General features: G+C 68.4%; 9 protein-coding genes. 7 read left to right on the top strand and 2 right to left on the bottom strand.

The features are described 5' to 3' along the window. The first annotated feature begins 19 nt into the window (after nucleotides 1-19). Both AB9O74_RS03590 and AB9O74_RS03585 read left to right on the top strand, forming a co-directional pair. Complete coding sequence (locus AB9O74_RS03590) at nucleotides 20-4,783, top strand: ATP-dependent helicase (RefSeq protein ID WP_369348456.1); 4,764 nt, start codon at nucleotides 20-22, stop codon at nucleotides 4,781-4,783. Nucleotides 4,784-4,886: 103 nt separating this feature from the next. Continuing rightward, nucleotides 4,887-6,458 (top strand): arylsulfatase, encoded by a 1,572-nt coding sequence (locus tag AB9O74_RS03585; protein WP_369348455.1) that lies wholly within the window; start codon nucleotides 4,887-4,889, stop codon nucleotides 6,456-6,458. Nucleotides 6,459-6,531: 73 nt separating this feature from the next. Here the strand turns inward: AB9O74_RS03585 and AB9O74_RS03580 are convergent, their stop codons facing one another. Continuing rightward, nucleotides 6,532-7,689, bottom strand: coding sequence for an alkene reductase (locus tag AB9O74_RS03580; RefSeq protein WP_369348454.1), 1,158 nt, complete (start codon nucleotides 7,687-7,689; stop codon nucleotides 6,532-6,534). Nucleotides 7,690-7,836: 147 nt separating this feature from the next. On the opposite strand from AB9O74_RS03580, the gene AB9O74_RS03575 reads away from it, so the two are divergent. Continuing rightward, nucleotides 7,837-8,775 (top strand): LysR family transcriptional regulator, encoded by a 939-nt coding sequence (locus AB9O74_RS03575; RefSeq protein WP_369348453.1) that lies wholly within the window; start codon nucleotides 7,837-7,839, stop codon nucleotides 8,773-8,775. Nucleotides 8,776-8,822: 47 nt separating this feature from the next. On the opposite strand, the gene AB9O74_RS03570 is transcribed toward AB9O74_RS03575, so the two are convergent. Continuing rightward, nucleotides 8,823-9,950, bottom strand: a complete 1,128-nt coding sequence (locus AB9O74_RS03570; RefSeq protein WP_369348452.1) for an alpha/beta fold hydrolase — start codon at nucleotides 9,948-9,950, stop codon at nucleotides 8,823-8,825. A 123-nt stretch (nucleotides 9,951-10,073) separates the two neighbouring features. Here AB9O74_RS03570 and AB9O74_RS03565 point away from each other — a divergent pair, with 123 nt between their 5' ends. The 4 genes from AB9O74_RS03565 (at nucleotide 10,074) to cueR (ending at nucleotide 14,965) form a co-directional block, all read left to right on the top strand. Continuing rightward, nucleotides 10,074-10,490: a DUF2231 domain-containing protein gene (locus AB9O74_RS03565; RefSeq protein ID WP_369348451.1), complete on the top strand. Its 417-nt coding sequence runs from the start codon at nucleotides 10,074-10,076 to the stop codon at nucleotides 10,488-10,490. 8 nt (nucleotides 10,491-10,498) lie between these two features. Beyond that, nucleotides 10,499-11,809, top strand: coding sequence for a sorbosone dehydrogenase family protein (locus AB9O74_RS03560; protein ID WP_369348557.1), 1,311 nt, complete (start codon nucleotides 10,499-10,501; stop codon nucleotides 11,807-11,809). Nucleotides 11,810-11,927: 118 nt separating this feature from the next. Further along, nucleotides 11,928-14,468: a copper-translocating P-type ATPase gene (locus AB9O74_RS03555; protein WP_369348450.1), complete on the top strand. Its 2,541-nt coding sequence runs from the start codon at nucleotides 11,928-11,930 to the stop codon at nucleotides 14,466-14,468. Beyond that, nucleotides 14,465-14,965: a Cu(I)-responsive transcriptional regulator gene (cueR, locus tag AB9O74_RS03550; RefSeq protein WP_346491098.1), complete on the top strand. Its 501-nt coding sequence runs from the start codon at nucleotides 14,465-14,467 to the stop codon at nucleotides 14,963-14,965. Before AB9O74_RS03555 ends, cueR begins: the two co-directional genes overlap by 4 nt. The last annotated feature ends 5 nt before the right edge of the window (nucleotides 14,966-14,970 follow it).

Genomic DNA, 14,970 nt, shown 5'->3' with positions numbered 1-14,970 from the left:
TCCCACGACACCCGGATCCATGCCGACCCCGAACGACCCCACGCCCGATTCCCTGGCTGCCTTCACTCCCGCTACGCGCCACTGGTTCACGGCGGCGTTCGCGACCCCGACCCCGGCACAGGCGCAGGCCTGGGCGGCAATCAGCGCCGGCCAGCACACCCTGGTCATCGCGCCAACCGGTTCGGGCAAGACCCTCGCCGCGTTCCTGCAGGCGATCGACCAGCTGTTCCGCAGCGGTGAGCCGAAGAAGCGCGGCACCCGTGTGCTGTATCTCTCGCCGATCAAGGCCCTCGGCGCCGATGTCCAGCGCAACCTGCAGATACCGCTGCAGGGCGTCAGTGCCGAACGTGAGCGGCGCGGCGACCCGGCGGTCACCCTGTCGGTCGCGATCCGCACCGGCGACACCACCACGGCGGAGCGCGCGCGGCTGCTGCGGCGTCCGCCCGACATCCTGATCACCACGCCCGAATCGCTGTTCCTGATGCTCACCTCGCAGGCGCGCGAGACCTTGCGCGACGTCCACACCGTGATCATCGATGAGATCCATGCGGTGGCCGGCAGCAAGCGCGGCACCCATCTGGCGGTGAGCCTGGAGCGGCTGGATGCCCTGTTGCAGGCGCCGGCACAGCGCATCGGGCTGTCCGCCACGGTGCGACCAGTGGAAGAGGTCGCGCGGTTCCTCGGCGGCGACCGCCCGGTCACCGTGGTCCATCCGCCCTCGCAGCGGGCCCTGGATGTCCGCATCGTGGTGCCGGTGGAGGACATGGCCGACATTCCGCCACACCCTGCCGCGGCCGATGCGCCACCGGCGTCCGGGCGGATCGGCTCGATCTGGCCCCATGTGGAGGCCAGCATCCTGGACCAGGTGCTGGCGCGGCGTTCCACGATCGTGTTCGCCAACTCGCGGGGCGTGGCCGAAAAGCTGACCGCGCGCTTGAACGAGCTGTACGCCGACCGCGTCGCCCGCGGCCAGGTCCCGGCGCAGGCCCCGACAACGGCGCCCGCGCCCGAGCACTACGGCTCGTTCAATGGCGGCACCGCCGGACGGGCCGCCGGTGCGGAGACGCTGATCGCGCGGTCGCACCACGGCTCGGTCTCCAAGGAACAGCGCCGCGAGATCGAACAGGCGCTCAAATCCGGCGAACTGCGCTGCGTGGTGGCGACCTCCAGCCTGGAGCTGGGCATCGACATGGGTCTGGTCGACCTGGTGATCCAGGTGGCCGCACCGCCCTCGGTGGCCAGCGCGCTGCAGCGGGTCGGGCGCGCCAGCCACCAGGTCGGGGGCATCTCGACGGGCCTGGTCTACCCGCGCACGCGTCGCGACCTGATCGACGCGTCCGTGGCGGTGGAGCGCATGCTGGCCGGCGAGATCGAAGCCATCGACCCGCCGCGCAACCCGCTGGACGTGCTGGCCCAGCAGACGGTGGCCGCCGCCGCGATGGAGACGCTGGACGTGGAGGCCTGGTATGCGCGCGTGCGCCGCGCCGCGCCGTACCGGTCGCTGCCCCGCAGCGCCTTCGATGCCACCCTGGACATGCTGGCCGGGCGCTATCCCTCCGATGATTTCGCCGGCTTCCGGCCGCGTCTGGTCTGGAACCGGGCCACCGGCGAACTGAGCGCGCGCCCCGGTGCGAAGCAGTTGGCGGTGACCAGCGGCGGGACCATTCCGGACCGCGGCATGTTCAGCGTGGTGCTGCCGGAAGGCGAGGAGCGCGCCGGGTCGCGCCGCGTCGGTGAGCTCGATGAGGAGATGGTCCACGAATCGCGGGTCAACGACGTGATCACCCTGGGCGCGACCTCGTGGCGGATCGAACAGATCACCCACGATCAGGTCGTCGTCACCCCGGCGCCGGGCCGTTCGGCGCGCCTGCCGTTCTGGCGCGGTGAGGGGGTCGGCCGGCCCGCCGAGCTGGGCGAGGCGGTGGGCGCCTTCATCGGCGCGCTCGACGCCGCGGTGGCGGACGAGGGGGACGAGGGGAACGAGGGGATTGCGCCTGCACTGCGCGAACGGCTGCAGGCGGCCGGGCTGGCCGACAACGCAATCGCCAACATCGCCGGGCTGCTGGCCGAACAGCGCGAGGCAACGGGCGTATTGCCCACCGATCGCAGCCTGGTGCTGGAGCGCTGCCGCGATGAGGCCGGTGACTGGCGGCTGATGCTGCATTCGCCGTATGGGCGGCGCGTGCACGATCCGTGGGCGCTGGCGGTGGCCGCGCGCATCCGCGAACGCTGGGGCGTGGATCCGGCGGTGGTCGCCAGCGACGACGGCATCATCGCGCGCCTGCCCGACGCACAGGGGCGCCTGCCGGGCGCGGAGCTGTTCCTGTTCGAGCCGGAGCGGCTGCGCCGGGAGGTCACCCGCGCCGTGGGCGGATCGGCCCTGTTCGCGGCGCGCTTCCGCGAATGTGCCGCACGCGCGCTGTTGCTGCCGCGGCGCACGCCCGGCCGCCGCTCGCCGCTGTGGCAGCAGCGCCTGCGCGCCGGTGAACTGCTCGCCATCGCGCAGGGCTATCCGGAGTTCCCGATCCTGATCGAAACCGCGCGCGAGTGCCTGCAGGATGTCTACGATCTGGACGCGCTGGATGCGTTGATGCAGCGGCTCGCCGAAGGCAGCGTGGCGATTGCCGATGTCACCACCGAGGTGCCGTCACCGTTCGCGGCGAACCTGCTGTTCGGGTATGTCGCCGAGTTCATGTACGGCACCGATGTGCCGCTGGCCGAACGCCGCGCCTCGGTGCTCTCCCTCGACAGCGGCCTGCTCGGTGATCTGCTCGGCCAGGTCGACCTCGGCGAACTGCTTGATGCGGCCGTGGTCGAGCAGGTGGGCGATGAGCTGCAACGGCGGGCACCTGATCGGCGGGCGCGCGGCAGGGAAGGGATTGCCGACCTGCTGCGCGAACTGGGGCCCCTCACCGACGAAGCGCTCGCGCTGCGGCTGGTCGATACCGATCCCGCGCCTGAGCTGGCCGCCCTCGTCGATGAGCGGCGCGCCTTCCCGGTCCGGATCGCCGGCGGTGTGCAATGGGCGGCCATCGAAGATGCCGGGCGCCTGCGTGATGCTCTCGGCGTCGGCCTGCCGACGGACGTGCCGGCGGTGTTCCTGCAGCCGTCGGTGGACCCGCTGGGCGAACTGCTCGCCCGATACGCACGCACCCATGCGCCGTTCACCACGGCGGAGGCCGCCGCCGCGTTCGGGCTCGGCGTGGCCGTCGTCGATGCGGCATTGGCGGCGTTGGAGGCGCAGGGCAAGCTGCTCAAGGGCAGCTTCGGTGTGGCCCGCCGGGATGCACGCTCCGCTGCCGCCATGGCCGCGCCGCCGCCGCTGGCCCGCCACGAATGGGTAGGCGAAACGGTGTTCCGTCGGCTGCGGATGCGCTCGCTGCAGCAGGCCCGCGAGGCGACCCGGCCGGTCGCGCGCGAGGCGTATGCCTTGCTGCTGCTGGAGCGCCATGGCGTGCTCGCCGACGCCGAACAGGCCGCGCGTGGCAGCACACACCGTGGCGCGGGCGCGCTGGAGGGTATCGACGGGGTGCTGCGCGTGGTCGAGCTGCTGGCCGGCGTGGCGCTGCCGGTGTCGGTCTGGGAGCAGCAGATTCTTCCGGCGCGCGTGGTCGACTACGCCCCGGCAATGCTCGATGAGCTGCTCGCCACCGGGGCCGTGGTGTGGGCCGGGCATGGGCGGCTGGGCGATGAGGACGGCCTGGTCTCGCTGCATCTGCAGGAGGTCGCCGCCGAGACACTGCCGGCGCTCCCGGTCACGGCCGGGCTGTCAGCGTTGCAGGAGGCGCTGCTGCAGGTGCTGGCCGACGGCGGCGCGTACTTCGCGCGCCAGCTGGTCACGGCGGTGGGCAGTCACTGGGCGCGGGCCGGAACGCCGACTACGGATATCAGCGCCGAGCAGCTGCACGCCGCGCTGTGGGACCTGGCCTGGTCGGGCTATCTGAGCACCGATCTGTGGGCACCGCTGCGCGGCATGTCCGGCTCACGCGCGCCACGGCCGCGGGTTGCGCGCACGTCGCGGCGTGGTCGAGGCTTCCGTGGCATCCCGATGGGGGAGACGCCCTTGGCCGACGGCGCGTCGGCGGTGATCGCCAGTTTCGCCGCACCCACCCTGGCCGGGCGCTGGTCGCTGCTGCAGCGCGAGGCGATCAGCGACACGGTACGCGCGGTGGCGCTGGCCGACGGCCTGCTGGATCGGCACGGCATCGTGACCCGTGGCGCGGCGGTGGCCGAAGGCATCGCCGGCGGCTTCCCGGCCCTGCAACAGGTCTATCGGGGCATGGAGGATGCGGGCCGCGTGCTGCGCGGCCGCTTCGTGGAAGGGCTGGGCGGGGCGCAGTTCGCCGACCGCCTGATCGTGGATAGGCTGCGCGGCATCGCCGAGTCCCTGCGGCCCGGTGCTGCCGAGGTCGCCGTCGGGTTGTCCGCGGTCGATCCGGCCAATCCGTTCGGGACCGTGCTGCCCTGGCCGGTGCACGGCTCGCGCGTGCGGCCGGTGCGCCGCGCCGGTGCCCTGGTAGTGATCGGCGGTGGGCGGCTGCTGATGTACCTGGCCCAGGGGGGCCGCCAGCTGCTGACGTTCTTCGATGCGGACGATGTGTCCCTGGCAGGCACCACGGCTGCCGCGGCCAAGGCGCTGGCCAGCGCACTGCGGCGGGGCCGCCGCACCTCGTTCACCGTGGAACTGATCGACGATGCGCCGGCCCGACGCGATGGCCTGATGGACGCGCTGCGTTCGGCAGGTTTCTCCAGTGCACCAAAAGGCATCAGCTGGGAGGGATGAGCAGGGGGAGGCGAAGACTTACTGACGCCGTCTAAGTAGAAACACGCTGGCCGCGACGATGACCGACACGGACTATTGAGCACCACCGTCGTCGGAGAAGTGCATGGCCAGCTCATCCGCAAAGAAGAAGCCCGGTTCATCCGCAAAGAAGCCCAACATTCTCGTCATCTGGGGAGACGACATCGGCATCTCGAACCTGAGCTGCTACTCGCGCGGCCTGATGGGATACCAGACGCCGAACATCGACCGCCTGGCCAACGAGGGCATGCTGTTCACCGACTCCTATGGCGAGCAGTCCTGTACGGCAGGGCGCTCGTCCTTCATCACCGGCCAGAGCGTCCTGCGGACCGGCCTGTCGAAGGTCGGCATTCCGGGCGCGCCGGTCGGCATGAACGAGAAGATCGTCACCATCGCCGCGCTGCTGAAGAACGAGGGCTATACCACCGGGCAGTTCGGCAAGAACCACCTGGGCGACCTCAACCACATGCTGCCCACCAACCATGGGTTCGATGAGTTCTACGGCAATCTGTACCACCTCAATGCCGAAGAAGAGCCGGAGATGTACGACTACTTCCCCAAGGACGAGTTCGGGGAGTTCATCGAGACCATCAAGCCGCGCGGCGTGATCCACAGTTTCGCCACCGACAAGGATGACAGCACCGACCAGAAGCGCTGGGGCAAGGTAGGCAAGCAGAAGATCGAGGATACCGGCCCACTGGACCGCAAGCGCATGCTGACCTGCGATGACGACTTCGCCGAGCGCGCCAAGGGCTTCATCAAGCAGGCGAACGACGACGACACGCCGTTCTTCGTCTGGGTCAACTTCACCCACATGCACCTGATCACGCATACCAAGAAGGAAAGCCTGGGGCAGGCCGGGCGCTGGCAGTCGCCGTATCACGACACGATGATCGACCACGACAAGAACGTGGGCTCGTTGCTCGATTACCTCGACGAACTGGGCATCGCCGAAGACACTCTGGTGGTGTACTCGACCGACAACGGGCCGCACCGCAATTCGTGGCCGGATGGCGGCATGACGCCGTTCCGCAGCGAGAAGGACACCAACTGGGAAGGCGCATTCCGGATTCCGCTGGTGGTGCGCTACCCGGGCAAGATCAAGGCCGGCTCGGTCTCCAACGAGATCGTGCAGCACCATGACTGGCTGCCCACCTTCCTGGAACTGGCCGGTAACAAGGGCGTGGTCGACGACCTCAAGAAGGGCGTCAAGGCGATCGGGCGCACCTACAAGAATCACATCGACGGTGTCAGCCTGCTGCCGTACCTCACCGGCAAGGAGGAAAAATCGCCGCGCAAGCTGTTCGTCTACATCTCCGACGACGGCGACATGCTCGGGATCCGCTATGACAACTGGAAGGTGACCTTCATCGAGCAGCGCTGCAAAGGCACGATGCAGATCTGGGGCGAACCGTTCACGGTGATGCGCATCCCCAAGATCTACAATCTGCGCACGGATCCGTACGAGTTCGCGGACGTGACCTCCAACACCTACTGGGACTGGTACCTCAACCACGTCTACATCGTGTACGGCGCGATCGCGTTGCTGACGAAGTTCAACGAGACCTTCGTGGACTTCCCCAAGATCCAGAAGCCGAACACGTTCACGGCCGACCAGGCGGTGGAGAAGCTGCAGGAAGCAGTGACCGGAAAATAGCGGCAGGGTGTGCGTCCGCACCAGCATCAACGAAAGGGGGACGGGATGTCCCCCTTTCGTCGTGCCTGCCGTATCAGGCTGCTTCGGCGGCCGCCGGCTCGCGTGCAGGAACGTAGGCCGGGTAGTCGATATAGCCGGTGGCGCCGCCGCCATAGAACGTCTCGCGATCGGCAGGCGCCAGCGGCCAGCCGTTCTGCAGGCGTGCCACTAGGTCCGGGTTGCTGATGAAGCCGGTGCCGAACGCGGCCAGATCGATCACGCCGGCATCGATCAACTGCTCGGCGCGTGCGCGGGTCATGCCGCCGGCGAGAATCAGCGCGGTGCCGGGCAGGTGCGGCTTCAGCGTGCGCAGCAGGCCGCCGAAACCCGAATCGCCCGCGCCATCGACCGACTTCTGGCCGACCTTGAAGCCGGACTGGTCCATCAGATGCACATAGGACAGGCCACGTTGGCCGATCGCCTGGATGAGCGCGGTGTAGGTCGCGTCGATCTCCGGATACAGCGGCATGTCGAACAGCTGGCCATACGGCGAAAGGCGGATGGCGGTGCGCGAGGCACCGATGCGCGCGACCACGGCATCGATCACCTCGAGGGTGAAGCGCAGCCGGTTCTCCAGCGTCTGCGGGCCGTACTGGTCGCTGCGGTCATTCACCCGCGGATTGATGAACTGCTCATGCAGGTAGCCGTTCGCCCCGTGGATTTCCACACCATCGAAGCCGGCTTCGATGGCATTGGCGGCCGCCTGCGCGAAGTCGGCGACGATGCGCGCGATCTCCTCGGTCTGCAGCTGGCGCGGGGCCGGCGAGGCCACCAGCGCGGGCTGGCCGTGCGCGTCGTAGCCGAACGCCTGCGCGCCCACTGGCAGGCGCGAACTGGCGCTGACCGGGAGCGCATCATCGGCCTGGATGGTCGGGTGCGAGACCCGGCCGACGTGCCAGATCTGCGCGAACATCCGGCTGCCCAGTGCGTGGACCGAATCGGTGGTCAGGCGCCAGCCGGCGATCTGCTCGGCGGTGAAGATGCCGGGGTTGAACAGGTAGCCCTGGCCCTCGCGGGAAATGGGCGTGCCTTCGCTGACGATCAGGCCGGCGGTGGCACGCTGGGCGTAATAGAGCGCGGTGCGCTCATCGGCGGCATCGTGCGGTGCACGGGCACGGGTCAGCGGGGCCATGACCACGCGGTTGCGCAGGGGCAGGCCGGCGAGGTCGAAGGTGTCGAAAAGGGCGCTCATGGGGAGTCCAGATGGGGGAAGGGGGGAGGGCATGGCGATCCGCCATGCGCGTGACCTCATCGTATGGTCATGCGATAACGGCCACAATCCGGCATTTAGACAAATTACTATTGCTGGAATCGCAATTCAGACGCCGAGGCCCCCGCCATGCAGCTCAAAGCCCTCCGCTATTTCCTCACCGTTGCCGCCACCGGCAGCTTCCTGGCCACGGCGCGGCACTACCGGGTGCCGGCGTCGTCGGTATCGCGCTTCATCGCGGCACTCGAGCAGGATGTCGGGCAGCAGTTGTTCTACCGCAGCACGCGCGCCGTGCGGCTGACCGAGGCCGGCGAGCGCTTCCACCTGCAGGTGCGCGATGCGGTCGACCTGCTGGACGAGGCGGTCGAACAGCTGGAAGGCCGCGATGCCGGACTGCGGGGGCTGATCCGCATCAACGCCCCCGAATCACTGGGGCGGCTGCATATCGCCCAGATCGTCAACACATTGCAGGCCAGGTATCCGGAGCTGCTCGTGGAGCTCACCCTCACCGACATGCTGATCGATCCGGTGCAGGAGGGGGTGGACATCACCATCCGGGTGGGCCCGCTGGTCGACTCGGGCCTGATCGGCAAGGTCATCGCGCCGCACCGGAACCTGCTTGCCGCCAGTCCGGCCTACCTGGCCGCGCACGGCACGCCGGAGCGCCCCGAGGATCTGCTGCAGCATCAGTGCCTGGTCTACAAAGGCCAGCTGGGCATCCAGAAGTGGTACTTCCGCGCCACGCCCGACGTGCCGTTCAAGGCCTTGAACGTGACCGGGCCCTTGCGCAGCAACAACGCCGAAGCGTTGCTGGCGGCCGCGCTCGCGGGGCGCGGCGTGGTGATGTTCCCGACCTGGCTGTTCAACCCGGAAACGCTGCAGGGGGGACAGATGGTCACGCTGCTCGATGACTGGGAGTTTTCGCCGCAGTCCGAGCGCGTCCATCTGCAACTGCTGTCGCCGGAAAACAAGCTGCGCTCGCGCAAGGTCCGCGAAGTCTCGGCATTCCTCACCGATGCGATCGGCTCGCCACCGTACTGGGATCGTGCCGACACGCGGGGGCGTTAAGACAGCGCCGGGGCGGGAATGCGCTGTCAGGTGTCGGGTGCCGGCACTCAGGGCGCGACGTCTCCCGCACGCGCTGCGATCGGGCGGACCTGCTGCACCAGCGTCAACAAGGTCTTGCCCGGCTCTTCGATCATCACTTCGTGCGCGGACTGCTCGAACCAGATCAGCCGCTTGTCCGGGGCGGTGATCGTGTCGAACCAGGCCGCCGCCAGTTCGGAGGAGACGTTGTGATCGTGGCGGCCCAGGAACAGGAAGATCGGCGTCTGGAAACGGCGCCGGCCGGTGAGGTCCAGCGTCAGGGCGCCGGACAGCAGATGTTCCATCGAGAAGTCGTTGCCCTTCCACATGCCGGCGACATCGGCATCGGTGTACTCGGGTGACAGGCGGACGCCGGCCGCTTCGGCATCGCCACCGCGACGGTTGTGCACCATGCCGCCATAGTGGTTGAGCCACTTGCGCTGCTGGAACAGCTGCTGCAGCGGCACCGGGGCATTGCCGACGGCGTAGGGCGCCAGTGCCTGGAGTTCGGCGACCGCCACGGCATTGCCGTCGCGCTCGGCCTGCTGCAGGGTCCAGCGCCATCCCCGGCGTTCGCTCTCGGGCGCGTTCGATATCTGGCCGATGCCGATGTAGGCGTGCAGCCAGTCCGGCCGGCGCTGCGCCAGTTCCACGCCCAGGTAGCTGCCCCACGAGTGGCCCAGCACGAAAATCCTGTCCTTGCCGAACTCCCTGCGCAGCCACGCCACCATCTCCTCGGCGTCGGCGATCATGCGTTCGCGCGTCATGGTCGGTGCGACGGCGGCGGGATCGTTGGCGACGTAGGTCTTCCCGGCACCGCGCTGGTCCCACTGGACGACGGTGAAATACTCTTCCCAGCCGCGCTGGAAGTACCAGCTGGTAGGCATCGCCACCCAGCCCGGTCCGCCGTGCAGCATCAACAGCACCGGATTGCGGCGGTCGTTGCTGCGGATCGAGACCGCCTGGTCGATGCCGCCAATGCGGACGGTTTCCAGCCGCTCCACCCCGTTATCGCTCACCACGCGCCGCAGTTCCTTGACGATGGCGACCGCTTCGGCCCGGTTGTTCGGTGACGGCGGTGACGGCGGTGACGCGAACGCAGAAGCGGACAGTCCCGCGAGGGCGAGGCCCAACAGACTCCAAAGCAGACGTTTCATCGGCGTGGTGACCCGGTGAGGTGCAGTGGCCGGCGAGTGTGTCATGCGCGCAGGCCATCGGCACCCCCATCACGCGGGCAGTGGCAGGATCGGGAGAGATTCGCCCCTCACCAGGAGACCACCATGGCTTCGACCGTTGTCCTGACCCGATCATGGGTCATCCATCCGTTCCACGCCGCTGTGCTGGGTGGCGTGCTGCCGCTGTTCCTCGGCGCGCTGCTGGCGGACTACGCTTACTGGAGCTCGTATGAGATCCAATGGGCCAACTTCGCCTCCTGGCTGCTCATCGGCGCCATGGTGATGACCACGCTGGCGCTGCTGTGCGGGATCGTCGGCCTGGTCCGTGGCAGCCGCAACCTGGTGTATGTCGTGCTGCTGGCCGTGACCTGGGGCGTAGGCTTCATCAACTGCCTGCACCACGCCCGCGATGCGTGGGCGGTGATGCCGGCCGGGCTGGTGCTCTCGGTGATCCTGACGGTGCTGGCGTTGATCGCGACCTGCTTGGGACTGTCCAGCCTGCGCGTGGGAGGTGTCCGATGAACCGCCAGATGATCCGCCAGATGATCCGGATCCTCTCGGTGTCCGCGCTTGCGGTCGCGCTGGCTGCCTGCAGCGGCAAGGCCCCGCAGCTCGAGCAGTACGGCGGCAACCCGGAGATGCCCAAGCCGCATCGCGGGCTGATGCCGGACATGACCATTGCCAAGCCGGCCCAGTGGGGCGACACCCTGCCGACGGTGCCCAAGGGCTACCGGATCTCGGCGATCGCCACGGATCTGAGCATTCCACGGCAGACGCTGGTCCTCCCCAACGGCGACATCCTGGTGGCGGAAGGCCGGGGCGGCAGCGCACCGAATCTGAAACCGAAGGACGTCATCGCCGGCAAGATCAAGGCCAAGGGCAATACCGCGGTCAAGAGCGGCAACCGCCTGACCCTGCTGCGCGATGCCGATGGCGATGGCACCTATGAACTGAAGACGGTGTTTGCCGACAAGCTCAACGCGCCGTATGGCCTGGCGATGATCGGCAATGCGATCTACGTGGCCAACCAGGATGCCGTGGTGCGCTTCGACTACCAGGACGGCCAGACCAAGGCGGCCGCGGCACCCGTCAAACTGACCGACCTGCCCGCGGCGATCAACCATCACTGGACCAAGGCGATGACCGCCAGTGCCGATGGCCGCTACCTCTATGTGGGTATCGGCTCCAACAGCAACATCACCGAGCGTGGCATGGCGGTGGAAATCGACCGTGCGCGGATCTGGCAGATCGACGTGGCTACCGGCGCGCACAAGGATTACGCCACCGGCATCCGCAATCCCACCGCGCTGGCGATCCAGCCGGGCACCGGCACGCTGTGGGCGGTGGTCAACGAACGCGATGAGATCGGCCCGAACCTGGTTCCGGATTACCTCACCTCGGTGAAGGAGGGCGGGTTCTATGGCTGGCCCTACAGTTACTGGGGCAAGAACGTGGATCGCCGGGTGATGCCGCAGAATCCGGCGAAGGTCGCCTCGGCGATCGCACCGGATTACGCGCTGGGCTCGCATGTGGCCGCACTCGGCGTGGCGTTCTCGTCGCCGGTGATGGGCACGCAGTTCGCCGATGGCGTCTTCGTGGGAGAGCACGGCAGCTGGAACCGCAATCCACCGGTCGGCTACAAGGTGGTGTTCGTGCCCTTCAGCAATGGTCGCCCGGCCGGCGAGCCGATAGATTTCGTGAGCGGCTTCTTCGGCGAAGACGGCAAGACCCGCGGCCGCCCGGTCGGCGTCTCGGTCGACCCGCGCGGCGCCCTGATCGTCGCCGACGACCTTTCCAACACGATCTGGCGCGTCACCCCTGACGGCACGCCCGCGCCGTAACGCTCCAGTAACGGGGACGGAGGGGATTAATAATCCCCTCCGTCCCCGTTATGACGCTTGACCTTCCCATGATGGGAATCTTTAGGGTGGCAGGTAACCTCACCCCAAGGACTGCCTCATGTCTTCCATTGCTTCCCGGTCCGGCGCGCCGATCAGCCGATTGAGTCTGCCCATCGAGGGCATGACCTGTGCCTCGTGCGTTGGCCGGGTCGAGCGTGCGCTCACCGCGGTGCCCGGCGTGATGAGCGCCTCCGTCAACCTCGCCACCGAGCGCGCCGACCTCGGTTTCATCGGCGCGGCCGATCCCCTGGCCGCCGTACGCGCCATCGAGAGTGCGGGGTACACCGTGCGGGAAGACAGCACCGAACTGAGCATCGAGGGCATGACCTGCGCCTCCTGTGTCGGCCGCGTCGAACGCAGCCTCGGGCAGGTGCCCGGCGTGATCGCCGCCAGCGTCAACCTCGCCACCGAGCGCGCCCAGGTACGCCATCTGGCCGGGACCGTGTCCGTCGCCGATCTCGAGGCCGCCGTGGAAAAGGCCGGCTATACCGCGCGCGCCGTCACCGTCAGCACCGCCGCGGCCGGCGACCAGGAGGAGGAACGCCGCGAAGGGGAAGCGCGCGCGCTGCGCCGCTCCCTGGTGCTCGCCGCCGCGCTGACCCTGCCGGTGTTCATCCTCGAAATGGGCTCGCATCTGGTGCCGGCCATGCACCACTGGGTGATGCACACCCTGGGAATGCAGACCAGCTGGTATCTGCAGTTCGCATTGGCCACGCTGGTGCTGTTCGGGCCCGGCCTGCGTTTCTTCCGCAAGGGCGTGCCGGCACTGCTGCGTGGCGCGCCGGACATGAACTCGCTGGTGTCGCTGGGCACTGCGGCCGCCTATGGCTACTCGGTGGTCGCCACCTTCGCGCCGGGTGCACTCCCGCCGGGAACCGCCAATGTCTACTTCGAGGCGGCCGTGGTGATCGTGACCCTGATCCTGCTCGGCCGCACGCTGGAGGCGCGGGCCAAGGGCCGCACCTCACAGGCGATCAAGCGCCTGGTCGGGCTGCAGGCACGGACCGCACGCGTGCAGCGCGACGGTGACACCGTCGAAGTACCGCTCGAACAGGTCACGCGCGGCGACATCGTGCTGGTCCGCCCGGGCGAGAAGGTGCCGGTGGACGGTGCAGTGGTCGAGGGATCCTCGTACGTGGACGAAAGCATGATCACCGGCGAACCGGTGCCGGTCGCCAAGGCGGTGGGTGCCGAGGTCGTCGGTGGCACCCTCAACACGACCGGTGCCTTCAGCTTCCGTGTCACCAAGGTGGGCGGTGACACCGTGCTCGCGCAGATCATCCGTCTGGTCGAGCAGGCGCAGGGCTCCAAGCTGCCGATCCAGGCGCTGGTCGACAAGGTGACGATGTGGTTCGTGCCGGCGGTGATGGCCGCGGCCGCGTTGACCTTCCTGGTCTGGCTGGTGTTCGGCCCCGCGCCGGCGCTGACCTTTGCGCTGGTCAATGCCGTCGCGGTGCTCATCATCGCCTGCCCCTGTGCGATGGGGCTGGCCACGCCGACCTCGATCATGGTCGGCACCGGTCGCGCCGCCGAACTGGGCGTGCTGTTCCGCAAGGGCGAAGCCCTGCAGGCCCTGCGCGATGTGAGCGTGATTGCGCTGGACAAGACCGGCACGCTGACCAAGGGCCGTCCTGAACTGACCGACCTGGAGCCGGCCGCCGGTTTCACCTCGGATGAGGTGCTGGCGCTGGTCGCCGCAGTGGAGACCCGTTCCGAGCACCCGATCGCCGAGGCCATCGTGGCGGCCGCCAAGGCTCGCGGTCTTGCACTGGCCCCCATCGAGAGTTTCGAGGCCGTGCCCGGCTTCGGCGTATCGGCGCAGGTCGGCGGCCGCAGCGTCGCGGTCGGCGCGGACCGCTACATGACCCAGCTCGGCCTGGATGTCGCCGCCTTCCGCGCCACCGCCCAGCAGCTGGGCGAGCAGGGCAGGAGCCCGTTGTATGCCGCCATCGATGGTCGTCTGGCGGCCGTGATCGCAGTGGCCGATCCGATCAAGGAGAGCACGCCGGCCGCGATCCAGGCGCTGCACGCGCTCGGCCTGAAGGTGGCGATGATCACCGGCGACAATGCCGCCACCGCCGCGGCGATCGCCCGTCAGCTCGGCATCGATGAAGTAGCGGCCGAAGTGCTGCCGGATGGCAAGGTGGCGGCATTGAAGCGTTTCCGCGCGGGCGGGGCCAAGGTGGCCTTCGTCGGCGACGGCATCAACGACGCACCGGCCCTGGCTGAGGCGGATGTCGGCCTGGCGATCGGTACCGGCACGGATGTGGCGATCGAGGCCGCGGACGTGGTGCTGATGTCCGGTGACCTGCGTGGCGTGCCCAATGCCATCGCATTGAGCAAGGCGACCATCCGCAACATCAAGCAGAACCTGTTCTGGGCCTTCGCCTACAACGCGGTACTGATCCCGGTGGCCGCGGGCCTGCTGTACCCGTTCAACGGCACGCTGCTCTCGCCGATCTTCGCCGCGGCGGCGATGGCCCTGTCCAGCGTGTTCGTGCTCGGCAACGCGCTGCGGCTCAAGCGCTTCCATGCACCGATGCAGGCCGATACGCTGGGTACCGGCGTGGAGGCAGGCGCGATGAGGACCGTACGATGAATATTGGGGAGGCAGCGACGTTCTCGGGCGTGTCGGCCAAGATGATCCGCTACTACGAGCAGATCGGGTTGATCCCTCCGGCGGCACGCTCGGAGGCGGGTTACCGCCATTACAGCCCGCAGGACGCGCACAGCCTGCGCTTCATCCGGCGCGCGCGCGATCTGGGTTTCTCGGTCGAGCAGATCGGCGAACTGCTGGTGCTGTGGCAGGATCGCGAGCGCGCCAGTGCCGACGTCAAGGCGGTGGCGCTGTCCCACGTGGGCGGGCTGAAGGCGAAGATCGCCGAGCTGCAGGCGATGGTGCAGACCCTGGAGCATCTGGCCGAGCACTGCCACGGCAATGACCGGCCGGATTGCCCGATCATCGCCGACCTGGCCGAGCCTGTTGCCGCCGCATCAGACGCGCCGGCGTCCAGGAAGGCACGCCGGACGCCGTTGTTCGGGGCCGATACCCCCGTGTCCTCACGTGGGGTATCGGCGCGGAAACCACGCGCCTGAGTGAC

It is taken from the genome of Stenotrophomonas sp. JAG2 (assembly GCF_041080745.1).
Lineage (GTDB): Bacteria > Pseudomonadota > Gammaproteobacteria > Xanthomonadales > Xanthomonadaceae > Stenotrophomonas > Stenotrophomonas maltophilia_AA.
Note: the sequence above shows the minus strand (reverse complement) of the source record. Positions and strands in the feature narration are given on the sequence as shown.

Coding starts and splice junctions, on each gene's coding strand:
- AB9O74_RS03585 (WP_369348455.1), top strand. CDS start 4,887: ATGGCCAGCTCATCCGCAAAGAAGAAGCCCGGTTCATCCGCAAAGAAG.
- cueR (WP_346491098.1), top strand. CDS start 14,465: ATGAATATTGGGGAGGCAGCGACGTTCTCGGGCGTGTCGGCCAAGATG.
- AB9O74_RS03575 (WP_369348453.1), top strand. CDS start 7,837: ATGCAGCTCAAAGCCCTCCGCTATTTCCTCACCGTTGCCGCCACCGGC.
- AB9O74_RS03555 (WP_369348450.1), top strand. CDS start 11,928: ATGTCTTCCATTGCTTCCCGGTCCGGCGCGCCGATCAGCCGATTGAGT.
- AB9O74_RS03560 (WP_369348557.1), top strand. CDS start 10,499: ATGATCCGCCAGATGATCCGGATCCTCTCGGTGTCCGCGCTTGCGGTC.
- AB9O74_RS03580 (WP_369348454.1), bottom strand. CDS start 7,689: ATGAGCGCCCTTTTCGACACCTTCGACCTCGCCGGCCTGCCCCTGCGC.
- AB9O74_RS03565 (WP_369348451.1), top strand. CDS start 10,074: ATGGCTTCGACCGTTGTCCTGACCCGATCATGGGTCATCCATCCGTTC.
- AB9O74_RS03570 (WP_369348452.1), bottom strand. CDS start 9,950: ATGAAACGTCTGCTTTGGAGTCTGTTGGGCCTCGCCCTCGCGGGACTG.
- AB9O74_RS03590 (WP_369348456.1), top strand. CDS start 20: ATGCCGACCCCGAACGACCCCACGCCCGATTCCCTGGCTGCCTTCACT.